This window comes from Mycobacterium sp., assembly GCF_032159765.1.
Taxonomy (GTDB): domain Bacteria; phylum Actinomycetota; class Actinomycetes; order Mycobacteriales; family Mycobacteriaceae; genus Mycobacterium.
Genome location: NZ_JAVHWM010000219.1, coordinates 20,740 through 45,691 on the forward strand (window position 1 = coordinate 20,740; position 24,952 = coordinate 45,691).

At 63.5% G+C, this 24,952-nt stretch carries 21 protein-coding genes; 9 read left to right on the forward strand and 12 right to left on the reverse strand.

The window, feature by feature from the left end; genetic code table 11:
• Positions 1–235: 235 nt before the first annotated feature.
• On the forward strand, positions 236–1,924 hold the full coding sequence (locus QOH60_RS28010; RefSeq protein WP_526425151.1) for an FAD-dependent oxidoreductase: 1,689 nt from the start codon (positions 236–238) through the stop codon (positions 1,922–1,924).
• 18 nt (positions 1,925–1,942) lie between these two features.
• Here the strand turns inward: QOH60_RS28010 and QOH60_RS28015 are convergent, their stop codons facing one another.
• Entirely contained in the window at positions 1,943–2,944 is a 1,002-nt protein-coding gene (locus tag QOH60_RS28015) for an IS481 family transposase (protein WP_526425152.1), read from the reverse strand.
• A 169-nt stretch (positions 2,945–3,113) separates the two neighbouring features.
• The gene (locus QOH60_RS28020) at positions 3,114–4,550 is read right to left on the reverse strand and encodes a WS/DGAT/MGAT family O-acyltransferase (RefSeq protein WP_526425172.1); all 1,437 of its coding nucleotides are present in this window, start codon (positions 4,548–4,550) and stop codon (positions 3,114–3,116) included.
• A 193-nt stretch (positions 4,551–4,743) separates the two neighbouring features.
• On the opposite strand from QOH60_RS28020, the gene QOH60_RS28025 reads away from it, so the two are divergent.
• Positions 4,744–5,814 (forward strand): NAD-dependent epimerase/dehydratase family protein, encoded by a 1,071-nt coding sequence (locus QOH60_RS28025; RefSeq protein ID WP_526425153.1) that lies wholly within the window; start codon positions 4,744–4,746, stop codon positions 5,812–5,814.
• 41 nt (positions 5,815–5,855) lie between these two features.
• Here QOH60_RS28025 and QOH60_RS28030 read toward each other — a convergent pair whose 3' ends face one another.
• The 3 genes from QOH60_RS28030 to QOH60_RS28040 form a co-directional block, all read right to left on the reverse strand.
• A complete protein-coding gene (locus QOH60_RS28030) occupies positions 5,856–7,502 on the reverse strand; it encodes an FAD-dependent oxidoreductase (RefSeq protein WP_526425154.1) in 1,647 nt (548 codons plus the stop codon).
• A 119-nt stretch (positions 7,503–7,621) separates the two neighbouring features.
• A complete protein-coding gene (locus QOH60_RS28035; protein WP_526425155.1) occupies positions 7,622–8,443 on the reverse strand; it encodes a 1-acyl-sn-glycerol-3-phosphate acyltransferase in 822 nt (273 codons plus the stop codon).
• Between the two features lie 38 nt (positions 8,444–8,481).
• Positions 8,482–9,843 (reverse strand): alpha/beta hydrolase domain-containing protein, encoded by a 1,362-nt coding sequence (locus QOH60_RS28040; protein WP_526425156.1) that lies wholly within the window; start codon positions 9,841–9,843, stop codon positions 8,482–8,484.
• A 360-nt stretch (positions 9,844–10,203) separates the two neighbouring features.
• Between QOH60_RS28040 and QOH60_RS28045 the strand changes: the two genes are divergently transcribed.
• Positions 10,204–11,790, forward strand: a complete 1,587-nt coding sequence (locus QOH60_RS28045; protein WP_526425157.1) for a GMC oxidoreductase — start codon at positions 10,204–10,206, stop codon at positions 11,788–11,790.
• 6 nt (positions 11,791–11,796) lie between these two features.
• Here QOH60_RS28045 and QOH60_RS28050 read toward each other — a convergent pair whose 3' ends face one another.
• The 5 genes from QOH60_RS28050 to QOH60_RS28070 form a co-directional block, all read right to left on the reverse strand.
• Entirely contained in the window at positions 11,797–12,903 is a 1,107-nt protein-coding gene (locus QOH60_RS28050) for an NAD(P)H-dependent amine dehydrogenase family protein (protein ID WP_526425158.1), read from the reverse strand.
• Positions 12,904–13,055: 152 nt separating this feature from the next.
• Positions 13,056–14,495, reverse strand: a complete 1,440-nt coding sequence (locus QOH60_RS28055; protein WP_526425159.1) for a WS/DGAT/MGAT family O-acyltransferase — start codon at positions 14,493–14,495, stop codon at positions 13,056–13,058.
• A gap of 279 nt (positions 14,496–14,774) precedes the next feature.
• Positions 14,775–15,134 (reverse strand): hypothetical protein, encoded by a 360-nt coding sequence (locus tag QOH60_RS28060; protein ID WP_526425160.1) that lies wholly within the window; start codon positions 15,132–15,134, stop codon positions 14,775–14,777.
• An 18-nt stretch (positions 15,135–15,152) separates the two neighbouring features.
• A complete protein-coding gene (locus QOH60_RS28065) occupies positions 15,153–15,449 on the reverse strand; it encodes a hypothetical protein (RefSeq protein WP_526425161.1) in 297 nt (98 codons plus the stop codon).
• A complete protein-coding gene (locus QOH60_RS28070) occupies positions 15,439–16,368 on the reverse strand; it encodes a hypothetical protein (protein ID WP_526425162.1) in 930 nt (309 codons plus the stop codon). The genes QOH60_RS28065 and QOH60_RS28070 overlap by 11 nt, the downstream gene beginning before the upstream one ends.
• A 125-nt stretch (positions 16,369–16,493) precedes the next feature.
• On the opposite strand from QOH60_RS28070, the gene QOH60_RS28075 reads away from it, so the two are divergent.
• The 4 genes from QOH60_RS28075 to QOH60_RS28090 all read left to right on the forward strand — a co-directional run bounded on the left by QOH60_RS28075 (position 16,494) and on the right by QOH60_RS28090 (position 21,002).
• The gene (locus tag QOH60_RS28075) at positions 16,494–17,621 is read left to right on the forward strand and encodes an acyl-CoA dehydrogenase family protein (RefSeq protein ID WP_526425163.1); all 1,128 of its coding nucleotides are present in this window, start codon (positions 16,494–16,496) and stop codon (positions 17,619–17,621) included.
• Between the two features lie 7 nt (positions 17,622–17,628).
• A complete protein-coding gene (locus tag QOH60_RS28080) occupies positions 17,629–18,909 on the forward strand; it encodes an acyl-CoA dehydrogenase family protein (protein WP_526425164.1) in 1,281 nt (426 codons plus the stop codon).
• Positions 18,906–20,120: an amidohydrolase family protein gene (locus QOH60_RS28085; protein WP_526425165.1), complete on the forward strand. Its 1,215-nt coding sequence runs from the start codon at positions 18,906–18,908 to the stop codon at positions 20,118–20,120. Before QOH60_RS28080 ends, QOH60_RS28085 begins: the two co-directional genes overlap by 4 nt.
• Positions 20,121–20,222: 102 nt before the next feature.
• Positions 20,223–21,002 (forward strand): enoyl-CoA hydratase, encoded by a 780-nt coding sequence (locus QOH60_RS28090; RefSeq protein WP_526425166.1) that lies wholly within the window; start codon positions 20,223–20,225, stop codon positions 21,000–21,002.
• 35 nt (positions 21,003–21,037) lie between these two features.
• Here the strand turns inward: QOH60_RS28090 and QOH60_RS28095 are convergent, their stop codons facing one another.
• Complete coding sequence (locus tag QOH60_RS28095; protein WP_526425167.1) at positions 21,038–22,306, reverse strand: cytochrome P450; 1,269 nt, start codon at positions 22,304–22,306, stop codon at positions 21,038–21,040.
• Positions 22,307–22,451: 145 nt separating this feature from the next.
• A complete protein-coding gene (locus QOH60_RS28100; RefSeq protein ID WP_526425168.1) occupies positions 22,452–23,579 on the reverse strand; it encodes an amidohydrolase family protein in 1,128 nt (375 codons plus the stop codon).
• A gap of 113 nt (positions 23,580–23,692) precedes the next feature.
• Between QOH60_RS28100 and QOH60_RS28105 the strand changes: the two genes are divergently transcribed.
• Both QOH60_RS28105 and QOH60_RS28110 read left to right on the forward strand, forming a co-directional pair.
• Positions 23,693–24,529 carry an SDR family NAD(P)-dependent oxidoreductase gene (locus tag QOH60_RS28105; RefSeq protein ID WP_526425169.1) on the forward strand — a complete coding sequence of 279 codons (837 nt, stop codon included), beginning with the start codon at positions 23,693–23,695 and terminating at the stop codon, positions 24,527–24,529.
• Positions 24,529–24,952, forward strand: a 424-nt coding sequence (locus tag QOH60_RS28110; RefSeq protein ID WP_526425170.1) for an alpha/beta hydrolase, incomplete at its 3' end; no start/stop codon positions are given. The genes QOH60_RS28105 and QOH60_RS28110, both read left to right, overlap by 1 nt.

Genomic DNA, 24,952 nt, shown 5'->3' on the forward strand with positions numbered 1-24,952 from the left:
GAGTCCAGATGGGAGAAGTCACGGCTAGGCTCGCTGCCCCACAACGTTGCCCGCTGACCGGACGATTTAACTTGCACCCCGCGCGGCGGCGCGTTTTTGGGTGCGCAGGCGAAACTCAGCGGAAGTTTTCAATGGCACTTTGCTCGCAGAGTGGTAAACGTCAGTGGCGGGCCGACGCTGCGTCGGAGTACACCTACCTGGCGCAAGTGCCGACTGATCTTGCAAAAGGAAAATCATGAGTCGCGCATGGGATTATGAAGTAGATTTTTTGGTTGCGGGTACGGGTGTCGCCGGGCTTAGCGCGGCGATTACTGCGAAACGCGATGGACTGCCGACGCTCATTGTCGAAAGCACGGACAAATGGGGAGGCACGACTGGTATCTCGGGCGGCGGGCTATGGGCTCCGCATAATCCGCTCATGGTGAAAGCCGGCGTCGAAGACTCGATCGAAGAGGCACTCGAGTACATGGAGCAAACGATCGGCGATGTCGGCCCATGGACGAGCCGTGACCGCAAGCTCGCGTTCTTGAATGCCATTCCTAATTACATTGATATGCTCTGCGAGCAAGGTGTCAAATGGGCACGGGTGAAAGATTACCCCGACTATTATCCCGATCTACCCGGCGGGCGTGTCGGTCGCGGTCTCGAGGTGAAGCCTTTCAATGTGCGCAAGCTCGGGAAATGGCGCAAGACGCTCCGAATCAGTCTTCCGGCTCCGCTCATGACCGACGACGTGTGGCTGCTGTCCCGGGCGTGGTCGACGCCAAGCGGGTTTATCCGCGGCGCGTTCTTTGTGTGCCGGACACTCGGGAGTCTTTTGACGGGACAGCTAAAATACGGCATCGGCGGTGCGCTCGCAGGTTCGCTGATGCATATCGTCCTTCGCGAGGAAATCCCCGTATGGCTGAACTCGCCGGTCACGGAACTGATTGTCGAGGATGGCCGGGTCGTGGGGGGAATCGTCGACAAAGAAGGCAAAAACGTTCATGTCCGGGCTCGAAGAGGTGTGATGCTCGCCGCTGGAGGCTTTGCGCGCAACCAACAGTGGCGCCAGAAATACCACGGGGTGCCAGGATGGACGAGCGCACCGGAAGGTCAATTAGGACAGGGTATTGAAGTTGGAGAAAAGGTCGGTGGCGCGCTCGGAATGATGGATGATGCCTGGTGGGGTGCTGCCGCCGCGATGCCTGGTGGGCGCCAACAGTATGGTTTTATCCTGCATGAGCGATCCGTTCCTTGGAGTATTGTCGTCGACCAAGAGGGCAATCGATATCTGAACGAATCGGAATCATATATCGATTTTGGTCATCACATGCTCGAACACCACAAGAGAACCCCAGCAATTCCATCTTGGCTTGTGACAGATCGTCGGCACGCGACCCATTTCCTTAATCCTGTAATGGGCATCCCTGGTGCGAGGAAAAAGCTGATGGAGATGAATGAACTTGTGTCTGCTCGCAGCCTCGAAGAATTGGCTATCAAGATGAACGTCGACCAGAAAACATTCCTGGCGACAGTGCAACGATTCAACGACTTTGCGCGCGGAGGTATTGACCGCGATTTTGAACGAGGCGGCACAATTTATGATCGATATTACAGCAATCCGCTAGTCAAGCCGAACCCCAATCTAGGTGCTCTCGAAAAAGCTCCATTCAGAGCGCTGAAAATCTACCCAGGTGATCTGAACACGAAGGGCGGCCTCGTCACTGACGAACATGCCCGGGTGCTGCGCACGGACGGAACAATCATCGGCGGCTTGTACGCAGCCGGCAACAATACTGCCAGCGTCATGGGCCATACCTACCCCGGCCCGGGCAGCACGATAGCGCCCGCCGCGATCTTTGGCTTTCTAGGCGCAATACACGCCGCCCGGCAGGACGAGAATCGGCACGAAGATCAAAGACAAGACAAATTCAATTTGTGAAACAGTGCGGCTGACCGGCTAGCTGTATGAGGCCATGACGTTGGTGACGCCGGTGGCGAGTTGTGATGCTGGTGGCTGGCCTGCGGCGGCAGAATGCGGTCGATGGTAGTTGAAGTGGATGTTCCATACCTTCAACGCTTCGGTGCGTTGGGTCTCTGAGGTCCAGGTTCGGGCGTAGAGGAACTCTTCGGCCAGGATCCGGTTGTAGCGCTCCACCTTGCCGTTGTGGCGCGGGGTGTAGGGCGTGATGAACTGGTGGCGCGCCCCGTGCAGGACGTGGGCGAAGTCCTTGGCCCGATAACACGAGCCGTTGTCGGTGATGATCCGCTCGATCCCGTTGATGCCGTGCGCGGTGAACCAGACGCGGGCACGGTGCATAAATCCGATTGCGGTGACGGCTCTTTCGTCATCAAGAGCTTCGGTGTAGGCCAGCCGGGAGAATCCGTCGACCGCCGAATGCAGATACACATAGCCGGCTCGGGTTCCGGCCTTGGTGGCCGAGGCGACCGCTCTAGCCTGGACGCTTCCTTTGCCGTGAACACGCCAGCCGCCACCATCGGGGATCCGGCCGACCTTCTTCACATCGACGTGGACCATGTGACCCGGCCGGCGCGCCACGATGGGTCGCGGTGCCCGGTTGGTCTGCCCGCACGGGTCGATGAACCGGCGACGGTTCAAAGCCAATGCCACCAGATGCCTGCTCACAGTCCGGCGGCTGATCATCACACCCGCGGCGCCCAACTCGAAGGCGATCCGAGAGGCCGACCACTTCCGCGTCCGACGCAGCGCCTCGATCTTCACGACCACCTCCGCGGCGGTTGCTGTGGGCTGGCGATGCGGAGTACAGGAGCGGTCCACCAAGCCGATCTCGCCGAACCGGCGGAATCGGTTGACCCACTTGGAAGCACAGGCCCGCGAAATCCCCATCTCAGCGGCGACATGAGCGATCGGACGATCAACACACCGAGCGACGAGTCGACGACGGCCTTCAACTGACAACGGGGCATTACCGTGGGTCACGGACGGGTTCCTTCGGTTCGGGTGGACGAGGGATTGGCGTTTCTCATCCTCCCGCCGAAGAACCCGTCCCCCAGGACACCTCAACCCGTGTCGGCGTCTACAACGTCATGACCCGCAACAGCTAGCAGGCCCACAGTCACACCCACCACGCTCAGTTCGCAATGACACGCTAACCGCCTGCGCGCGCAGGGCCTAACGCCGTGTCGGGTTCGATTGGATCTCCGGAGAAGCCCGCGGACCGCCGAAGCTCGGCGAAGGACTGAACCATCGCTTCGGTGGCTTCATGGACGTCAGTGAAGGTGAGGTCGTCGGAGAGCACGGAAATGTCGACTTGGTCGACGTAACTCCAGACGGTCATGTTGAAGGCGCTGGCTGGCGAGAGCACTCCGACCGAATAGATTTCACTCACGGGAGCGCCACCGAAGTGGCCGCGCTGCCGTGGTCCTGCCACGGTCGACACCGCCACGTTGAAGGCCTTGTTGTGTGCGGCGCGTTGTGACTGCCAGCGAAACATGGCCGGAGTCAGCGGCGGTGGCAGGTAATCCATCATCCGGCCTTGTAGCGTCGGACCGATCAGCTCGTGATCTTCCTTGGCGCTCGCGGTGGCCATCGATATCAGCCGGACCCGCTGCAGCGGGTCGTCGATGTGCACCGGCACGGACACGACTAAGCCGCTGATCTGGTTGCCGGAGATGCGGTCTGGTGAGTTTTCCGTGCTGACGGGCACGGTGGCAAGTATCGGCTGGTCGGCCTCACCGTGGTAGCGCAGTAACAGTTCCCGCAATCCCCCGGCCGCTATCGCCAGCACGATGTCGGTGAATTTCACTCCGAGGTGTTTGGCGGTCTCCTTAACCTCAGCTAATGACAGAGCTGCGGTGGCAAAGGTCCGTCCTGGCGACACCATGTGGTTGAGAAATGTTGGGGGCGCGTTGAAGGCTTTTGCCACGTCCGGGTGGTCGCGCCGTTCCCGAGATCGCCGCCGCACCCGTGAGACGCCGGCCACGGCGTCCTTGATTAGGCGGGGCAGAGCGCCGATTTGCTGCAGGTGATCGCGGCCGGCTGACCGAAGCAACTCTCCTTTCGACGGAGGCGTGCAGGTGGCGTCATCGCCGCCGTCATCCTGCGACGATCCGGTCAGATCCATCAGCCGGGCCAGCAGATTCGCCGAAGCGACTCCGTCGGCCAATGCATGGTGCACCTTGCCGATAAGAGCGAAGCGATCGTCGGCCATCCCTTCGGCGAAATGGAATTCCCACAACGGGCGGTTGCGGTCCAGCGGGGTGCTGGCGATTTCACCGATGACCCGGTCGAGTTCACGCCGGCCCCCCGGGCTGGGAACCCGCACCCTGCGTACGTGGTAGTCGAGGTCAACACCGCAATTCTGAAGCCACATCGGGTGATGTAGTCGAAACGGAATTTCGACGAGCTTGTACCTCAACGGATCTAACAGGTGCAGCCGGCGCTGAACTGTCTGGCGGAACACATCAAAGTTGAACTCACCGTCGAAATCGGCGGCGTTGATGATCGCCACCTTCATCGTGTGCGTGTGCAGGTTTGGTGTCTCGCTGTACAGCAGCATTGCGTCCATGCCGTTGAGTCGCTTCAATTCCCACACCACCCGTGACTCTCACTCGGGATCTCCGGGCCGTCGACGGCGTTCGCGTTCACCCGTCCCCCCTCATGTGTCTGCACAAGGCCGACCAACGGACATGATACTCTTGCCAAAAGAGAACGGCATAGTCGGTCAGCGAGCGGGGCCACTGCTGCCAACTGAGCACGGTGACTTCGATAGGAAGCCCATGTCTAAGACCGTGCTGGTCACGGGTGCATTTGGCTTGGTCGGGTCGGCGACCGTCAAGCGGCTGGCGGCCGACGGCCGGCGGGTGGTCGCCACAGACTTCGGGACACCCGCCCATCGCAAGGCGGCACCGGCGCTGCCCGCTGGTGCGTGCGCCCGGTGGGCAGATCTGACGGATCCGGCCGCGGTCAATCGCCTGATTTCTGAAGTGTCACCCACAGCGATCGTGCATTTGGCCGCCGTCATACCGCCGCTGATCTACCGCGATGCCAACCTAGCCCGCAAGGTGAACGTGGACGCCACCGCGGCGCTGGTCCGTTCTGCCGCCGGGCAGCCGAATCCCCCACGATTCGTCCAAGCCTCGAGCAACGCCGTCTACGGCCCCCGCAACCCACACCGTCTGACCGATTTGGAATACGCGGACACCGCGCCGAAACCATACGACTTATACGGCGCGACGAAGCTTGGAGCCGAAGAGCAGGTGCATTCGTCGAATTTGGAGTGGGTCGTGCTGAGGCTAGGAGGTGTGTTCAGCGTCGACCTGACGGCCATGCCCGTCAGTTCGGTCGGTGTGTTCTTTGAGAGCGCGCTGCCGACCGACGGCCGAGTCCACACGGTCGATGTCCGCGACGTAGCAGCGGCCTTTGCCGCCGCTACCACAGCCGATGTCGCCGGCGAAACCCTTTTGGTCGCCGGCGATGATTCGCACCTGTTGAGACAAGGTCAGATTATGGCGGCCATCGGCGACGCCATGGGGCTAACGGGCGCGTTCGACACGGGCCGGCCCGGTGATCCGGACAGCACCGACGATTGGTTCGTCACCGATTGGATGGACACCACCCGAGCGCAGGAGGCGCTGGCGTTCCAGCAGCATTCGTGGCCGGAGATGCTGGCAGAGATGCGTGCCAATACGGGTTGGAAGCGTTACCCGCTGTCGCTCGTCCGTCCTGTGGTGAAGCAGTTCCTGAACCGCCGAGCGGCCTACCGTGACGCCCCTGGTCGGTACGCCGACCCGTGGGGAGCCATCCGCGCCACGCTGGGAGAACCCCTGGTGGGCATTCCGGCATCGTGAGCCGACAGCAATTAGTGAGGAATTTCGGGGTCTCCCAGAACTCACGGTCCGCCCTTGGTGACGGCTACCATCTCAGCGACATCGACGAATTTAACCCGGGGACGCGATGCGTCCTCGCCCTTCTTGCATTCCACAGCGTCGATCGCGCGCCAGCCGCGCCAATCGATGGGCTCGGCGCCGCGTTGACTGAGAAGCTGCTCAAGCGCTGAGCGGTCCTTGACGTCGCGGGTCAGCCGACCCTCGTCGAAGTCCGCCCACAGCCAAGCTACGGTCTGTTCGGCGCATGTGCGATTGGTGCCGATCACCCCGCTTGACCCGCGCTTGATCCAGCCGGTCACATAAAGCCCGGCGATGGGCTGGCCGTGCCCGTCGAGCACCCGGCCCTCGTGGTTGGGCACCGCACCGGTTGCGGCATCGAACGGGACACCCTCAACGGGCCTGCCCGCATAGCCAATCGACCGCAAGATCAGCGACGTTTCGAGCACCTCGGTCGCACGTTCGGAAGCGCCCCAGACCGCAGTGCCGTCGGGAGCCAAGCTGTTGTGTGCTATCCGCAATCCCTCGACATGCCCGTCGCCGATGAATTCAGCCGGGGAGACCAGGAAGCGAAACACGATTCGCTTGTTAGCCGACGAGGGCTCACGTTCGGCGAACGCACGCGCGATGTCGAGCTTGAGCCCCGTCTCGACATCGTCTTCGGCGGTGGGCTGCAGATCGTCGCTCTCGATGATCACATCGATACCGGACAGCTGTCCGAGTGCGTGAAACTCGCCGACCGAAAACGCAGCGTGGCGCGGGCTGCGTCGCGCCAGAATGACGACCTCGCGAATCTTGCTGTCCGCCAGTGCCGTCAGCGCGTGATCGGCGATGTCGGTTTTGGCCAATTCTTCGGGCGACTTGAGCAGCACCCGGGCCACGTCCAGCGCGACGTTGCCATTGCCGATGATCACCGCGCGCTCGGTGGACAGATCAAACGTGTCCCCGGCGTGGTCCGGGTGACCGTTGTACCAGGCGACAAAGTCGGCGGCCGCGTAATTCCCGGGCAGATCCTTGCCGGGAATGGCGAGATCGCGGCTTTGTGACGCCCCGACCGCGTACATGACCGCGTGGTGAGACGCCATCAGCTCGTCGTGGCTGAGGTCGCGTCCCACCTCCACGTTGAGGTGACAACCCAACCGGCTGTCGGTGAAGGCGCGCTCGAAGATGTCGACGACCGACTTGGTGTGCTGATGATCTGGGGCCACCCCCGCCCTGATCAGCCCGAACGGGGTCGGCATCCGGTCGAAGAGGTCAACCTCGACGCCGTCGACGCGCAGCAGCTCGCTGGCCGCATAGCACGCAGCCGGACCGGCTCCGACGATCGCCACCCGCAGCGAGGCGGGCTCAACCGGATCGTGGACCGGGCGGGCCGGCAGCATGTCAGACTCCAACGGGTGCCGCTCGAAATAGGCGGCGTTGATATCGCGAAATCGCTCCTGCTCGGGCGGCAGATCCTCATCAGCGTAGATCGCATCCACCGGGCACTCCTCCAGGCACGCGCCACAGTCGATACATGCCACGGGGTCGATGTACAGCATCTCCGATGTGGTGAACTCCCCGGGCCCTGCGGTCGGGCGAATGCAGTCGACCGGACACACCGGCACACAGCTACCGTCCTTGCAGCAGTTTTGCGTGATCACGTAAGTCATCGCTTCCTCCCTGCGCGCACAGCGGCCTTCTCAGCGCTCGTCAACGGAGCGGATTGGGTTCGTCGCGAGCTGGCGGTGTCGTCGCCAGCTCGCGCATCTGCTGTCGGCCGGTTGGGTCATCAGCCCAGCACCGGAAGGCGGCGATCGCGCGCCAGCCGGTCGAGGGCGGTCTGCATCACCCCGCGGACATGGGCGTCGACCTCACCTACGTCGGGGTCGTCACCGAATTCGGCCGCGATATCGATCGGCTCGAGCACCTGGGTGACGACCTTGGTGGGCAACGGCAGGTTGGGCGGGATCATCGCGCTCAACCCGAAGGGGAAACCGAACGAGATCGGCAAGATCTGGCTGCGCGCCCGCCGCTTCAGCTGCAGCCGCTCAGCCAGCCACGTTCCACGCGACAAGAAGAACTGACTTTCCTGCGCGCCGATTGACACCGTCGGCACGATAGGCACCCCTGCCTCGAGGGCTGTTTTGACGTATCCGGTTCGGCCGTTGAAGTCGATCTCGTTTTGCGCGGCCGTCGGCCGGTACACGTCGTACTCCCCGCCGGGGAACACCACGACGACCCCGCCGGCGCGCAGCGCCGTCGTGGCGTTGTCGCGACTGGCGCGGATGAGGCCGGCGCGCACTACAAACTCGGTGAACTTGGCGAGTGGGCCTGGGCCGGTCAACATCAGGTCGTGAACGAGCGTGTAGATCGGGCGCTCGTAGCCGAAGTGGTCGTAGAAAGCGACCGCGAAGACCGGGACGTCCGTGGACCACATGCCACCGGAGTGATTGGCCACCACCAGTGCCGGGCCGGGCGGAAAGGACTCCAGCCCGCGCACCTCCGAGCGGAAATATCGCTTGCAGATGGGCCGGAGGAACCCCATGATGCGTTCGGTCAGGACGGGGTCCCATTTGGCTGACTCCGGGCTGTCGGTATCGCTATCACTCATTTCGCGCTCCTCTCAGTTGGCGATGACGATCGGCAAGGTCATCGGCTGAACAGTTCGGGGTGGGCTTCGGCGAGCAGCTCGTCGCGGTCATCAGCGAGCACGTGGCCGGCTCTGATGGCACCCTCGGCGGCGCACCGGTATTGCTGCAGATAGTCGTCCACCGACAGGTACAGCGCGCGAAGCCGAGCAGGCGTGAACGGCAGGGTGCGACCGAAGAGCTGACAAATCCCCGACACCCCTGGCCGAGCAGTCCCGGACAGAACGGCGACCGGTGCGTCAACACACGGGGTGCGAACCCCACCCACGACATTGCCGTGCGAGTCGGTGACGAAGGTGGCGGGTGTGATGGCGTCGATAGCCAGCCGAGGAGCCGGCCGCGGGGCCTCGATCCCCCGGGACCAGGCATCCAGGCAACGCAACGCTGCCCTGAGTACGTAGCGTTGTTGCCCCCGGTTCACCGGGTCGGGACAGCCCAGCCGCAATTCCAGCTCGCCGAGTTGGGCCTTATCTCCGTGCGCGCTACCGGCGACCTCCCAGAGCCTGAAGAACGCCGAATCAGGCTGGCGGGCTCGCGCATATCCCAGTGCCCCCACCAGGTCAGTCTCGGTCTGCACTACCAGGGCGGGAACCTGCTGATCCGAGCGGATTAATGTCGGCTCGCCGCGTAGGACTTGCTCGATGGCGATCGGCTCTCCGCTCTCCCCCAGTGGTGCGACACCGGCGGCACGGCTGTGGATCAGAAAGCCATCAAACAGTCGGCTCAGCGGTTGAAACCCGTTGAAATATGTGCTCAGCGTTGCGGCTGACTGCGACGCGCCGACGGCCAGAACCTTCTGCACCCCCAGTCCGTGCAAAGGATGGCCAGCTTCTGGTGAGCGGAGGGCCCGGGTGACTTGGGTGAAGATGTCGTAGCAGTAGGCGTCCCCTGGGTGTGTGAGCTTGTGATAACGAGATGGATCCAGCGTCTTGAGCCCGCGGTCGTTTTGGCGGCCGTCGTCGGGACCAGCCACCGCGGCGCGACCACCTTCGACACCGGTCCACTGCGCCGATACACCCGCCCAGACATAGCCCCTGCGGATCAGCTCGGGCGCCAGATAGGTGTACGCGGGGGCAACGTCCTGCCCGCCGCTGACGTTCAACCATTCCACGACAACGGTGCCGTTGAAGGCCTCCGCAGATATGGGCCGACGTATCAGCAGCCGCGTGACATAGTGGGCCGACTCGCTCGGCTGCAGCAACAGCCGCCCATCGGCGGGCAACTCCTTGGCGCGGAATGCCCTAGCGGTACCAGTGGCGACGTACTCAGTCTCCCGGTATTCGGCGGCCAGCAAGTCCGGTCCAGGCGTGGTTGCCCCGAGGACACCAGGACCCTGCAACCGAGAAAGTCTTGCCGCGGTCATCGTTTGGCTGCGCCACCCTCATGCAGGGCGTAGTCATCGTCGAGCACGCGGGTCACCCCTCAATCAGACGCACGGCTTAGCCCGTAGCTGCTATCTCGCTTGAGGCTCCCGAACGGCTACCCATCAATGCGAAACAGATTGTGTTACCGTCTATTGTCATTGACCATGTGGCACTATAGTAGACTCTTAGTCTTGTTACAGTACCGCGCTGCATGCGTCAGTCGCAAATCACAGTTCACCCCGTGGCGGCGCAGGTCGGGTAGCGCGGCTCTCTGCACCACGTCGACCCGGTCGCCTTAAGCCCTCAAGGTGGCGGCGCCAAGGGTCTGCGGAATCATCGCGGGACTGGAAGGACAGCGCATGACTGAGTTCGGCAGCTGGGTGCTGGGGCTGGCGCGAGGCGGGCGGGGGCGGATCGCGTCAGTGCACGACGATGGCGCTGCCGAGGAGCCAGCCCGGGTGCCGGTGACACGGGAGACTCACCGGGTGATCGTCGTCGGCTCGGGTTTCGGCGGCGGGGTCACGGCACTGCGTCTGGCCCAGGCGGGTGTGCCCGTCACCGTGCTCGAGCAGGGCGTCGAGTGGAAAGTGTCGAATCAGCGGGACACGTTTCCGCGCCCGTTCAGCAACCCTCTCGACAAGAGGATGTGGTGGTTCGATTCCAATCCGGCAGTGTTCGGGCGTCCCCTGCTCGGTGGCCCCTACCCAGGGTTGCTCAGCGCCTTCTCCGGAGACAACGTGACGTCGGTCGCGGGCGTGGGCGTTGGCGGCGGGTCGCTGCTGTACCAGGGCATGAGCCTGCAGCCCACCAGGGAGCTCTTCGAGACGCACCTGCCGTCGGCTCTCGACTACGACGAAATGGACCGCGTTTACTATCCGCGGGTAGCTAGCATGTTGCGGCTGGCGACGGCGCCTGACGATCTGATCAACAGCCGCAACTACCGAGTGAGTCGCGTCTTCGCTGCGCGGGTCCGCCGCGCAGGTTACTCGGTCGAAAAGGTGCCTATGCCCATCGACTGGGACTGCGCGCTGGCCGAGCTGCGAGGTGAGGCGCGGCTGTCGCTGAGCAACGGCGACTGCGTCATGGGTGTGAACAACGCCGGCAAGCACTCGGTCGACAAGACCTACCTAGCCGCAGCGCACGCCACGGCCCGAGTCACCCTGCACACGCTGCACAAGGTCACCGGCATCGCCCTGGCGCCGGATGGCCACTGGCGGGTTGAGGTGGACCGGCTCGACATGCAAGGCCGCAGGCGGGAAACGAAGATCTTGACCACCTCGGCGCTGGTGCTGGCCGCCGGCAGTGTCAACACCAGCCGCATGCTGGTGCGGGCGGGAGCGCTGGGGCACATCCCTGACTTGCCCGACGGCGTGGGTGAGAACTGGGGCACCAACGGCGACCGGATATACGTGTGGACTGACCTGGCCGACGCCTTCGGCGGGGCGCAGGGTGGCCCTGTCGTCTACTGCAGCAAGGATTGGGGCGATCCCCACCGCGCTAACACGCTGATTCAGGCTTCCCTCCCGCCCTTCGGAGGGTTGGACATCCGCACGACACTATTGGTCGGCTATGGCGCTAGCCGGGCGCGGGGCCGGTTCAGCTACGACGGGGACGCCGACGAGGTGAAGCTGTCTTTCCCACGCAACGGTGACGCCGCCATCTGGGCCGACATTCACGCGAGGGCCAAGCGGATCACCGGCCGGGCCGGCATCCTCACCGACACCAATCGGCTCCACAACAGCACCTGGCACCCTCTCGGAGGGGCCCCGATGGGCAACGTATGCGACCTCGACGGCCGGTTGCGCGGGCACCGCGGTCTCTATGTGCTCGACGGCGCGCTGATCCCGGGGACCACGGCGGCGTGCAACCCATCAATGACCATCGCCGCCGTGGTTGAGCGGGCGCTCGAGCGCATCGTGCGCAACGACGTCGGCTCGGTAATCTGACCGCGGTTACTGGCCAGGTGGAACGAGCAAGGATCGCTCGTTCCACATCAGGCCGCGCATGGTCACTGACAGGGGAATTTCCTCGACAGCGATCAATCCTTTGGGTGCGCGGCATACCCAGTCGATCGCATTGATCGCCCGGCCCGCCGTCGAGATGCAGCCAGCGTCACTGGAATCGAGAACTGGATGAGAGACGTGAGTATTTATCTCCACTCGTGGTTCGCCCTCCACGACCACACGGTGTACGCCGCTATGACCGTCGGGTGGGAACTCCCAGTCGGGCGCTGCAGCGGAGGTGAGCCTAGAAACGTGTTCGAGGGTGATCACCGGTTTGGCGTCGCGGACGCCCTCGGTGGCAAACCGAACCGCGGCCATCTGTCCCGGCTCCACCGTCATCATGGTGCAGTCGATGCGCTCCGGTGTGAACCAGCGTTCGGTGCGCTGGCGCACTTCGTCGAGTTCGATGCCGAGGTTGTCCGCCAGACTGCGCACCTGACCGCCCCACATCGACACAACGACCCCGGGTAGGAACAGCATCGGCGTCTCGTCGTCCGCAGTCATTCCGAAACCCATTCCGGCCCCTGTGAACTCGGCGTCATCATAGTTTCCGTAGTCGAAAATCTCCTGCACGGTGATCGAAGAGACGCGGGTGCTCAAGCTGAGTGCAGAGTGCACCAATGTATCGCCTGAGAAGCCCGGGTCGATTCCGTTGATGTAGAGGGAGGCGTTGCCGGCCTCACAGGCGCGTTCCAACGGCACCCGCAACCAGTCGTCGGCATGGTGCGGAGCGACTAGCCAGACCATTGAGGTTCCGACGACGTTGGTGCCCGCCGCCAGAAACTTGGCCATCTGGTCGATCGCCTCCATCGGCCGAGTCTCGCCTTGAGATGTATAGACCACGCAATCGGCGCCGAGGTCTACCAGGGCGTCGACATCGTCGGTGGCGATGATGCCCGTCGGTTGGTCCAGCCCGCAGAGCTCAGCGGCATCCCGACCGATCTTCGCGGAACTTGCGGCATGTACGCCGACCAGTTCTAGATCTGGCCTACCGATGATTGCTCGCAACGAATGCCGCCCCACGTTGCCAGTGGAGAATTGGATTACTCTGCGCATAGTTGCCCTCGCCTTTCTGGTTGGTGATGACTGACCGCGTCCGCGATCGGATTCGTTTGTCGCAGAGGGCAAGCCCTCGCCTCGGCGGTGGCTCTCGGGTCAGGGCGCAGCAAGTCAGTAGTCAGGCATCGGGAGTTGCGAGCTCAGTGCGGTCACTGTGTCGATGCCAGCAACTCCTGAAACGCTGTCTGCATGCAGTCGGCGTAGGTGGCCGGATCCGGCAACGCACTACGATCGGCGGTCACGCCGATCGAGAACGTTCCGTTGTAGCTCGCCACGATGTGGAAGAGATTCAGTCCGCCAATCAGCGGCGCTAGACCAGTGACCCGCACGAGCCGGGCACCGTGGAAAAAGATCGGCTCGGCCGGCCCAGGCACATTGCTCACGATCGTGTTGGCGATCGTGGGGCCGGAGAACGGAAGTACGCTGGCAGCCTTCACTGTCATCCCGACCAGCGCAGTGGGAAGCACCCCGACCAGATCCAGCAACCTGTTGTTGTTCTTCGACGTATCGGGCGTATCACGGACCGCGGCAGTCGCATCCGCGATGGACCTGAGCCGTTCGGCCGGGTCAGCGATGTCTGTCCCGAGGGTTTGGAGCCTGGCAAAAAATCTGTTCCCGCCGCTGCTCTTGTCGACCTCGCCGCGCAGCGAGACCGGGCACCCGGCAACCAGAGTCTGATCTGGCAGCTCACCGTGACAATCCAGGTAGTTCCGAAGGGCGCCCCCGACGTAGGCCAATGCCACGTCGTTGATCGTCGACCCTGGCACGCTCGCCTTGATCCGCTTGATGTCGGCTAGATCATGGAAGCGGGCCTCGAACACGCGGTGCGGCGACACCGCATCGTTAAATCGTGTCGGGGGCGCGAACCGAGACTCGGCACCCCCGGCCACACTGGACGCGACACCGCCGACGATCTTGGCCGGCAGACCGGCCAACTTTCGGACTATCTTCACGGCATTGGGCGCCAGTACCTTGGCCGCCCGCAACGGGTACCGCGCACCGTTGATCGCTGTCTGCGAAAGCATGCTTGCTGTCGAAGGTAGCGCGTCGGGCTGCCAGGGATGTGTGGGCGCAGCGGGGCGCGGGCCAGCGGCGGCAAGGTCGTGCATGGCGGCCATCAGCTCGACGCTCGCCATCCCGTCCGCCGCACAGTGGTGGAGCTTCAGCAAAATCGCGAACGCACCTTCGGATACTCCCGACACGGAATTCAGGCCCTCGATGACGGTGATCTCCCACGGCGGACGACGTAGGTCGAGTTGTCGCGCATGAATCCTCGCGACCTGGATACACAACTGGCGCCAGTCACCGGGCTGAGGTAGCGCGATATGGCGGACGTGATGCTCAAGATCGAAGTTCGGGTCATCCACCCAGTACGGCATATGCAGACTGCCCGGCAGATCAGTTAGCCGACGTCGAAAGGTGGGCGCGAGATGCAGCCGGGCATCCATCTCCTCGAGAATGCCTTTGAAAGTCACCTTGCCGCCAGGGGCTGACGAGGGGTCATAGATAAGCAACATCTGAATGTGCATGGGTGTTTCTGGGCGTTCGCAGCGCAGGATGATGTCGTCGGTCCAGCTCAGTTGCTGCATCCCGTACCACCTTTCACAGTCGACCCTGCCGCAAGGAATGACCACGCGCCCCTTCGGCTCTGCAGCACTGCATCTCGTTCTCCAGCACTGCCTCCCGGACTTCACGAACCGCCGCGGCGCGCCGCTAGCATACTTTCCAAACGAGAACGCTATCTTCCTAATCTAGCACCGTTCGAGTACTTAATTTGCACGGATAACACTACCTGTCTGTTATCCCTGCTATTCACTGAGAGGTAGGAGGCACCCATGCGACTAGTCACCGAACGAAGCCGTTCGTCGTCACTCAACGATGCCCTCGCCTGGGCGGTCAGCGCCGTACCTGGCCGCGAGGGGCAAATACCGGTAGCGCGCTTCAGGAACCGATGACTCATCGAGCGGGTGACTCTTCACCAGGCTGATGAGTTTGCGGAGGTCCGGTTCATCGTCACTACCGACATAGGCGTCGAGCCATTCTTCGAACTTCATGAGCAGATCCCGAGGAAGAGCTTGCCGTGCGCGCACAACCGCCGTGAGCAGGCAGCGAATCGCCGAAAACGTTTCGCCGCCACCGATTGCGACGTAAACGTCGTGACGTTCAATCCCTGTGAGGTAGGGGTGGGCGGCCTGCGCGAGTGCCCACGCCAACTTGGCTTCGTTCACGATGCTTCCTCGGGTCGTTCACCCGGTGACGACGCGGGTCGGCGGGCCGGCGAGTGGGCGCAGTCGTTGTACCGCGACCGCGTCGCCGGGCCCTACACCCAGCGTGCGGAAGGCCGCCGCGCAGCGTCCTGCGCGCTCCGCGAGCTCCCCGAGCGACAGGACCGTGCGGCGCGTTGCGCCCGCGAAAACGACCCGAAGGTCGGGTTGGGCGCTCGACGCAGCCAGGACGGCTTGGGGCAGCGTGACGCCGCCGTAGGCACCCGATGCGTACCAATGCTGCTCGAGGTCATACGCGTTGGGATGATCAGCCCGCACCGTCAGTACCCGCCTCCACGCTGGATGCGCGGAACGCCGCGGCACCGGCCGCGACCACTGCTCCGTCGCGGCCCTCATCGACGAGGGTGAAGCGGACCACCACTCGCCCACCCGGGCCTGCCGACCCGTCGGTGAGGACCAGGAACGGGCCGGCGCGGCCGGGAGCGACGAAATGCACGTCCCAGTCTTCGACCTGGACAGTGTCGGCGGCGGCGAGTTCGGCGGCGAGTTCGGTGGCTGCGGCCTCGAATCCGACATGAATGGGACCCAGGTGCAGCGATGCCGAGGTCGAGGCGAGACGCGGCGTGAGGGCGGGCAGCCGCCAGCCATCCGGGTCGCGCTGTGCTCCGAAGACGACGTGCAGCGGTGGGAGATCGTCGGTGTCAGGCGTTTCTGGCGGCAGATCCACTGGCCGAAATGCTGGCGGCGCGTCGCCGAGCTTGACGCCGACTCCGGTCGTGATCGCGATGAGCCGGGAGGGGTCGGCGGCGTCAGTGATCTCCGAGCGGCTGAACCCGATCCTGCTTCCCCGCCGTACGGTGCTGCGGGACACCCGGATCTCCGCGACGTCGCGCGCGTCGTCGATGATGTGCAGCGCGTAGGCCAATGGCGCCGGGACCACTTCGCGGTCACGCCAGCCGCCGGTCTCGGGAGCGGCGATTGCCAGCGGGGCGGCCATGATCCCACCGGCGCTATTGCGCATGTCGCGCCGCAGCCGCACGGTGTCGGGGTCTTCGCCCTGGTTGAACGCGCGGCCGAGGTACCAATACGTGATGAGGCCATCGGGGCCCATCATGTTCCGGAGCCGATCCCAGTACTGCTCGGTCGGTCCATCGCGGATGTCTCGCACCAACGGGCCGCCTCCTTCCCCGTAGACGGATGACGCCGCAGACGGAAACATGATTACCGTTAGATGCACTTTACATCCTCTTGCACCGCACTCGATATACTGATATTCCTAGAATGTCCTTATCTGGGATCTGCGGCGATGTGGGGCCGGTGTGACGATGGTGTTATCCGCCTTTGGGGCGACCGAGGCTGCGTATGGAACTTGAACTGACTCCCGATCAGGAGCTGCTGCGGGACACGACCCGCAAATTCCTGAATGCGACAGTGCCTCTGACAGAGGTCAGGGCCCTCGCGGAGAACCCGGCCGGGTTCGACCGGGGATGGTGGCGTAAGGGGGCTGAACTCGGTTGGACCTCGCTGCTGGTCGACGAGGCGCGCGGCGGCGGGAGTGTCTCCGGTGAGGGCCTGCGTGACTTGGCGCTGGTCGCTGAGGAGATGGGCGTGATGGTGTCGCCCGGCCCGCTGATTGCGACCAATATCGTCGCGCAGACCCTGTCCTGTGACGCCTCCGATGATCTCGCCGAGCGGGTACTGGCGGGGCTGCTATCTGGCGAGGCGATCGCGGCCTGGTGTGTCGCGGAGCCGGGGCGGCCGGTAACTGCCGACGGGATGACACTGCAGGTGCGACGTGACGGCGACGACTTCATCCTCGACGGGGTGAAACGACCGGTAGAAGCGGGTGCTGAAGCGGACTGGCTGCTCGTGACCGCCACCGGCCCCGACGGCCTGTCCCAATTCCTGGTCCCGTCCTCAGCGCCCGGCGTGCGGATCACCGCCCTGCGCGGGCTCGACCTCGTCCGCAGGTACGCCGAGGTCCGATTCGACGACGTGCGAGTGCCCGCGTCCGCAGTGATCGGCGCCGTCGGCGGGGCTGCCGCCGCGTTCGAGCGCCAGATCCAAACCGCGTTGGTGCTTCAGTGCGCCGAGATCGTCGGCGCGACCGACCACGTTTTTGACTTCACCGTCCAGTACGCGTTCGACCGGTCCTCGTTTGGTCGCGCGATCGCCTCCTATCAAGCTCTCAAACACCGTTTCGCTGACATGAAGCTGTGGATCGAGTCCGCTCAGGCCATCACGGTCGACGCCACCAGGGCCGTCCAGTCTGGTGCTCTCGAAGCCGCTGAGGTGGCCCGAGTCGCCAAGGCCTACGTCGGCGAGCGATGTCCGGAGTTGATCCAGGACTGCATCCAGATGCACGGTGGGATCGGCGTGACCTGGGAACACGACCTCCATCTCTATCTGCGGCGAGTCGTCTCCGATCGGCAGACCTACGGCGATCCGATGCACCACCGCGACCAAGTGGCCATCCTTGCCGGCAGATAGGAAAACGATGAGTGCGACAACTGCGGCACCCGGCGGCCTGGTCGAGGATCTCGACACGTTCCGGGGGCGGGCCACGGAATGGGTCACCGCTAATCTTGAACCCCTCAATGGCGCGGATCCCTACCTTGGCCACGCCATCGACGACGCCGACCATGTCGTGCGGGCCAAGGCGATCCAGCGCAAACTGTGGGACGCCGGTTTCGCGGGACTCTGCTACCCGGTCGAGTACGGCGGCCGAGGGCTGCCCGTGGAATACCAGAACGCATTCATCGACGTGACCTACGGTTACGAGCTGCCGAGGCTGTTCAACACCCCCACCTTCACCATCATCTTGCCCACCATCCTGGACTTCGGTACCGAGGAGCAGAAGCAACGCTTCATCCCTGCCGCGCTCAGGGGCGAGGAGCTCTGGGTTCAGTTCCTGTCTGAGCCGACCGGCGGATCCGACCTCGCGGGAGCGCTGACCCGGGCGGAACGCAACGGTGATGTCTTCATCCTGAACGGCTCGAAGATATGGAGCACCTACGCGTGGAAATCGGACTACGCGTTGTGCGTGGCCCGCACCGACTGGGACGTTCCCAAACACCAGGGTTTGAGCGTCCTGATCGTGAAGGTGCACCAGCCCGGGATCACCATCACCCAGATCAAACACGTCGACGGCACCGACGACTTCTGCCAGGAATTCTTCGATGACGTCCCCGTCCCCGCCGACCACGTCCTCGGACAGGTCAACGGCGGGTGGAAGGTCGCATCCCGCCTGCTGCTGCACGAGCGCGAAGCCATGAGCGGCTCCTCCCCGTACGCGATGGCGCCGCGCACGGCGGCCCACGAAAGTGACCAGGTGAGTGCCGCTGCACTCGCGCAGGTGTCCGGCGGCGCGAACGACCCACGAGTGCGTCAGCTAGTCGGCGAAGCTCGTGTCCTGACTCGCGTGCACACGGCGCTCGTCGGGCGCATCGGCACGTCCATTCGAACCGGCCGACTACCGGCGGCGGCCGGATCGATCCCCCGGCTGTCCAACGGGATGATGCGGGTGAGACTGGCCAGCATCGCGATCGAGATCGCCGGCGATCGTGCCGCCGCCTGGCACGACGATGATCCGACCGGAGATCTCGGCGTCGCCTACCTCGGCCGGCAAGGACCGTGTATCGGCGGCGGAACCACCGAGATCACCCGCAACATCATCAGCGAACGCGTGCTCGGGATGCCCCGCGAGCGTGCCGAAGACCTGGACCGTCCCTTCCGTGAGGTGCGAACCAATGCAGCGGTCCCACGGAATCGATCATGACCGAAACAGGAGGAACCATGGCAAAGCTCGACTTCCCGGTGTTCGACGCAGATAACCATCTGTACGAAACCGAGGACGCGTTTACCCGCCACCTACCGACGAAGTACGAGGGACTCTTCAAGTACGTACAGGTGAATGGCCGTACCAAGATCGCCGTGGATAACGTCATCAGCGACTACATCCCGAACCCCACCTTCGAAGTGGTCGCGCGGCCGGGGGCGTTCGCCGAATACTTTTCCGGCAATAACCCCGAAGGTAAGTCCCTGCGTGAGCTGGCTGGAAAGCCGATGCGAACAGGTGAGGAGTTTCGCACCGCCGAGCCGCGCCTGAAGTTGCTCGACGACCTCGGCCTGGACGCCGCGCTGATGTTCCCAACGCTGGCCAGCCTGCTCGAGGTCCGCCTCGCCGACGACCCGGAGCTGACCTGCACCGTGATCCACGCGTTCAACCAGTGGCTCTACGACGAGTGGACGTTCAACTTCCAGGACCGGATCTTCGCCACGCCGATCGTGAACCCTTCGGTCCCTGAGCGCGGCATCGCCGAGCTTGATTGGCTGCTCGACCGGGGTGCGAAGGTCGTGTTGATGCGCCCGGCACCGGTAGCCGGCTATCGCGGCACCCGGTCTCCGTTCCTGCCGGAATTCGATGCCTTCTGGGCCCGGGTGGCCGAATCAGGCGTGCTGGTCACCCTGCACGCGTCCGACTCCGGCTACCAGCGATACATCAACGACTGGGAGGGCACCAGCCGCGAAACGCTGGCGTTCAAGCCCAATCCGTTCTACGACGCCGTCTCCTCCGGTCGGGCGATCAACGATACGATCACCGCTGCGATCTGCCACGGCATGCTCAGCAGATTCCCGACCGTCAAACTCGCCAGCGTGGAAAACGGAGGCAGTTGGGCGATCTCATGCCTGAAGGCGTTGGAGAAGACCTACCAGAAGATGCCACGGGAGTTCGCTGAACACCCTCGCGAGATATTTCTGCGCAACCTGTGGATCAACCCGTTCTGGGAAGACTCCATCGAGGACCTCGTGAACCTCATGTCACCCGAACACATCCTGTTCGGCTCTGACTACCCGCACCCCGAGGGCATGGCCGACCCGCTGCACTGGGCCAAAGAGATGGGTGAGCTCTTTCCCGCCGCTGATGTCCGAAAAATGATGGGCGGCAACATGTATGGCCTCCTCGGACTAGCTCCCCAGAGTGCTTGACGGCCGAACCCGTGGCTGGTGGCTGACGTGAGCATATCTATCAACGCGCTGAGCAGTGGAAATGGTGTTCGGCGCCTAACTACAACCCGATAGTTTCGCGTCATGTCGATCGAGCGGCTCGTCATCATCACCGATCACGGCTCGGTGCGGGTATTGACAATGAATCGGCCAGCGGCACGCAACGCGTTGAGCAGCGACCTGATCGGCACTCTGTATTCGGCGCTGACCGATGCCGACGCCGAGGAGTCAGTGCGCGCGGTGGTGCTCACCGGAGCGGACCCGGCGTTTTGCGCAGGCGTAGACCTCAAGGAAGCCCAGCGCGACGGCATGGCGTATTTCGAGCGGTTGCGATCCCACAGCTGCATCACCGCAGTCGCGCAGATGAAGACACCGATCATCGGAGCGATTAACGGCGCAACGTTTACCGGCGGCCTGGAGATGGCGCTTGGCTGCGACTTCCTGCTCGCCTCCGAGCGGGCGGTGTTCGCCGACACCCACGCCCGAGTCGGCATCCTGCCCCGCGCCGGAATGACGGCTCGGCTGCCCCAACTCGTCGGCGCAGCCATGGCCCGGCGGTTGTCGATGACGAGCGAAGTAATAGACGCGGGCCTCGCCCAGCGGATCGGATTGGTGACCGAGGTGGTTGCACACGATCGACTGATCGGGCGGGCCCGCGATCTGGCCGCCCAGATCGCCGAGGTGCCGGCGCCGATCATGCGGAGCCTCAAGGAGATTTATACGACCGGCTGGGCGTCCGTCACCGATAGCGCCTTGGTCGCCGAGCGGGAAATAGCCGACGCGCACAAAGTGAGTTTCGACGAGCTGGGCGACCGATACCACGCAGTAGTCGACCGCAATCGGCGGCAGGTCGAGCGACGCTGACGTGTTTCAACCGGTCACGTTCCATCAGCAATAGGTCACGAGACCCACGCGAGCTCAACCTTTTGCCAACCATTGAGCAATGCCGTCGGATTGCGTTGCAGCGGAGCGCCGGTCAACTCGACGTGGGCGAGATGCGGCAACAACCCGCCGATCGCGGTCCGCACTTCAAGACCGGCGAGGTGGGCACCCAGACAGAAGTGAATGCCGTGGCCGAAGGAGAGATTCTTGGAGGGAGGCCGTGTGATCAGGAAGCGATCTGGGTCCTCGAACCGGCGTGGATCGCGGTTGGCGGCCGCCATGTGCAGCGCGACGATGGCGCCCTTGGGGATGGTGGTGCCGGCGACCTCGGTCTCCTCGATGGCCTCGCGGAACGCAAACTGGATCGGAGCCGTCAATCGGTTAGCTTCGTCGACGGCATTGGGCAGCAGCGCTGGATCGTCGAGCAAGATCTTGAGTTGGTCAGGGTTGGACAGCAGTTCGACCACGGTGTTTCCGATGAGGTTCGTCGACGTTTCGTTGCCGGCCACCATGATCGTGATCGACATCATCAGGGTTTCGACGTTGCTCAGGGATTCGTTGTCGATCGCCGCAACCATCACACTGACCAGGTCGTTCTTCGGCTCGGCACGCCGCGACTCGATGAGAGGCACGAAGTAGGTGCTGAATTCCTTGATCGTCGCCAGCATCAGTTCGTCGCGTTCAGCGGCACTGGTGAACTGCCTGCCGGCGGCCGCGGCGAACCCATCGGACCAGTGTTTGACGCGCCCGTACTCGCTTCGGTCTATGCCAAGAATGTGGCAGATCATCTCAACGGGCAGCGGAACCGCGAGCCTTTCGACCACATCGAAGCTTGGCTGGTCACCGATTCCGGCCAGGCAGCGGTCGACGATCCCGCTGATGGCGTCGCCCATCTCCTTGATGCGCGGAGGCGTGAATCCCCTGCTGACAATTCTTCGCATCCTCGTATGCTGGGGCGGATCCGCCGCGGCGATGGTCTTAGCCGTCGCCATCTCTTCCATGTCGACGGGAATCCCCGCTGCGAGCGCCAGGAGGCGTTCGATGACCTCCGGTTTCATCTCAGCGTCCCGCGGAGTGTCACCCTCGTAGGGGTTGGGTCGCGAAGAGAACACTTCGGGGCTCGACTGAACGGCTTTTACGTCGTCGAACCGAGATATCACCCAAATGTTCGAGCCGGTCCGATAGACGGGAAAGCGGTCTCGCAACTCTGCGTAAATCGACGGCAGCTGCTCGGGCGGACCGGGCTTGAACGGCTCGAACTTCAGATCGGTTCCATCTACCGACATCGTCTCTCCTGTCACTTCGTGAACTCCGAGTCGACCGGCGCGTAAGACCTCGGGTCGCCAGCCAACCAGGGCATCCTCATGACCTTGGTGTCACATACGTTGCTGCGCAGGCGTTTTCCCACCGTGAGATCGGTCATCGGCCGCCTCAGGCCCAAAAGTGGTACAGGGTGCGGGCATTCAGCTCGACAATCTTTCGGGCCTCGTCGTCCGGCACGTCGACTAGGTGCTCAGCGAGCAGCTTGCGGGTGTGCGGCCAGTTGGAATCCGAATGCGGATAGTCGCTTTCGAACATGATGTTGTCGATCCCGATTCGGTGACGTTGCTCGATACCGGACTGGTCGGAGATGAAGCATCCGTAGATGTGCTCCCGGAACAGTTCGGAGGGCAGCTTGTCGGCGTTGACGTTGCACCAGTACTTGTGCCGGCCCCAGGAGTAGTCGACGCGCTCAAGCAGGTACGGCATCCAGCCGATGCCTCCCTCGGACAGCGCGACCTTGAGATTGGGGAACTTGTAAAACACGTCGGACATCAACAGATCGACGGTCGTGATCATCGAATTCAGCCCGAACAGCGCGATGCTGATGAACATATCCCCATCCGGTGCCAGCCCCTGCGGCATGCCGCCCGAGCCGAAATGTAACGACAACGGCAGTTCGGCTTCCTCGCAGATGCGCAGGATCGGATCCCAATGGTCGGTGTGAAACGACGGCAGGCCGAGCTTGTGCGGCGCCTCGATGAACGAGATGGACTTCGCGCCCTTGGTGACAGTCCGTTCGATCTCGGCGACGGACGCCTCGACGTCCCAGAACGGCACCATCATCAACGGGATCTGGCGTTCGGGGGCATAAGCGCACCACTCGTCGAGGATGAAGTCGTTGTAGGCGCTGATGCACAGCTTCGCAAAGTCCTTGTCCTCGGCGGCGTAAAACGTGCTGCCCGCGAAGCCGCCAAAATTCGGGAAGCACAATTGGGCCCACGTGCCCTCGATGTCCATGTCCTTGATGCGGTCCTCGATGTCGTGGCAGCCGGGCAGCATGTCGTCATAGCTGCGTGGGTCCATGCCGAAGTCGCGCGGGTGCTTGCCGGCAACGGCATTGAGAGCAAAGTTGCCCGACGGTCGCCCTTCGTAGAGCCACGTGTCGTTGCCGTCGGGGAGCTTCACGATGCGCGGCGCGATGTCCTCGTACCTGGAAGGAAGCCGGTCAAGCCAGACGCGTGGATGTTCGATGACATGGTCATCAACGGAGATGATTCTTGCGTCATCGGGAAGCATGTGATCTCTTTCTGAAAGGCGTCGCATCTCAACAGTAGAACGCTATCTGCGTCAGATGCAACGGTCATACTATATTAACGCCAGCAAGTAACCCATCACCGAGAGGCTCTGAGATGGCCGATACCAACGTGCTCGTGATTACCGGCGGCGCCGGAGGAATGGGGTTCGCTTGTGCCGGCGCTCTCGCCGACCGGGGCCACTTACTGCTTGTCGACGTCGACGAGGGGCAACTCGCGGAAGCGCGCTCCCTGCTCAGCGCACAGGGAGCGAGTGTCGACACACTGCAGTGCGACGTCACCTCACCTGCTGACGTCGCCGCTCTCGCTGACCGAGTACGCGCCTCAGGCCGTCTTCGATGTCTTGTGCACACCGTGGGGGTCTCCCCCGAGATGGCCGACGCACGCACCATAATCCAGGTGGACCTGGTCGGCAGCGTGCGCGTCACTGACGCGGTATTCCCCGTGGTCGAGCCCGGGAGTTCAGCAATCCTGTTCGGCTCGATCGCCGGCTACAGCGACGTGGACCCAGCCGTCGAGAAATTGCTCTGCGATCCCCTGACCGACGGGCTGTTCAATACATTGGAGCAGGCCCTGGACCAGCCGATGGACAGCGCGACGGCTTACGTACTGGCCAAGCGCGGGGTGATGCGACTGGCCGAACGGCTGGCCACGCCCTGGGGTGCCAAAGGTGGACGCGTCGTTGCCATCTCGCCGGGGCTTATCGATACTGCGATGGGTCGGCTGGAGCTCGAGCGACAGCCCATCATTCCGCAGATGATCGAGCTGACGCCGGTTAAACGACCCGAAAGCCCGCTGCCCGGCCGAGTGGGCGAGATCGCCGCACTTGTCGCCTTCCTCGAATCCGACGGCGCGGGCTTCATCTCCGGATGCGACATCCGCGTTGACGGCGGCCTGGTCGGTGCGGCCAGGGATATGCTGGGAGGCGGTTGATGAACCTGCGTCGAGAAGCGCTCGACCCTGAAATCCGCGAGGCCGTCCGCGACATTCCCGAGTTCGTGTTCTCGGCCGAGACGGTGCCGATGATGCGGGAGAACGCGGTATTCATGCCAGTCGCGGCGCCGGACATCGAGCGCACCGAACTGACGACCGGACCCGACGGCGCCGTCACTATGACCATGCTGCGGCCCCGCGATGCCGCGCATCAAGTCGAGGACCTGCCCGTCCTCTACTGGATGCACGGCGGCGGGACGGTAATCGGCAACCGCTTCATGGACGATTCCCGCTTGGCCGAATGGTCCCGGTCGCTTACCTGCGTCTGTATCAGCGTTGAGTATCGATTGGCCCCCGAAGAGCCGTACCCGGCGGCGATCGACGATTGCGACGAAGGGCTGCGCTACATCTTCGATCACGCGG

What these genes read in the sequence shown, in the direction of transcription:
- QOH60_RS28010 (WP_526425151.1), top strand. Translation starts at nt 236, where the DNA reads ATGAGTCGCGCATGGGATTATGAAGTAGATTTTTTGGTTGCGGGTACG.
- QOH60_RS28025 (WP_526425153.1), top strand. Translation starts at nt 4,744, where the DNA reads ATGTCTAAGACCGTGCTGGTCACGGGTGCATTTGGCTTGGTCGGGTCG.
- QOH60_RS28030 (WP_526425154.1), bottom strand. Translation starts at nt 7,502, where the DNA reads ATGACTTACGTGATCACGCAAAACTGCTGCAAGGACGGTAGCTGTGTG.
- QOH60_RS28035 (WP_526425155.1), bottom strand. Translation starts at nt 8,443, where the DNA reads ATGAGTGATAGCGATACCGACAGCCCGGAGTCAGCCAAATGGGACCCC.
- QOH60_RS28040 (WP_526425156.1), bottom strand. Translation starts at nt 9,843, where the DNA reads ATGACCGCGGCAAGACTTTCTCGGTTGCAGGGTCCTGGTGTCCTCGGG.
- QOH60_RS28045 (WP_526425157.1), top strand. Translation starts at nt 10,204, where the DNA reads ATGACTGAGTTCGGCAGCTGGGTGCTGGGGCTGGCGCGAGGCGGGCGG.
- QOH60_RS28050 (WP_526425158.1), bottom strand. Translation starts at nt 12,903, where the DNA reads ATGCGCAGAGTAATCCAATTCTCCACTGGCAACGTGGGGCGGCATTCG.
- QOH60_RS28055 (WP_526425159.1), bottom strand. Translation starts at nt 14,495, where the DNA reads ATGCAGCAACTGAGCTGGACCGACGACATCATCCTGCGCTGCGAACGC.
- QOH60_RS28075 (WP_526425163.1), top strand. Translation starts at nt 16,494, where the DNA reads ATGGAACTTGAACTGACTCCCGATCAGGAGCTGCTGCGGGACACGACC.
- QOH60_RS28080 (WP_526425164.1), top strand. Translation starts at nt 17,629, where the DNA reads ATGAGTGCGACAACTGCGGCACCCGGCGGCCTGGTCGAGGATCTCGAC.
- QOH60_RS28085 (WP_526425165.1), top strand. Translation starts at nt 18,906, where the DNA reads ATGACCGAAACAGGAGGAACCATGGCAAAGCTCGACTTCCCGGTGTTC.
- QOH60_RS28090 (WP_526425166.1), top strand. Translation starts at nt 20,223, where the DNA reads ATGTCGATCGAGCGGCTCGTCATCATCACCGATCACGGCTCGGTGCGG.
- QOH60_RS28095 (WP_526425167.1), bottom strand. Translation starts at nt 22,306, where the DNA reads ATGTCGGTAGATGGAACCGATCTGAAGTTCGAGCCGTTCAAGCCCGGT.
- QOH60_RS28100 (WP_526425168.1), bottom strand. Translation starts at nt 23,579, where the DNA reads ATGCTTCCCGATGACGCAAGAATCATCTCCGTTGATGACCATGTCATC.
- QOH60_RS28105 (WP_526425169.1), top strand. Translation starts at nt 23,693, where the DNA reads ATGGCCGATACCAACGTGCTCGTGATTACCGGCGGCGCCGGAGGAATG.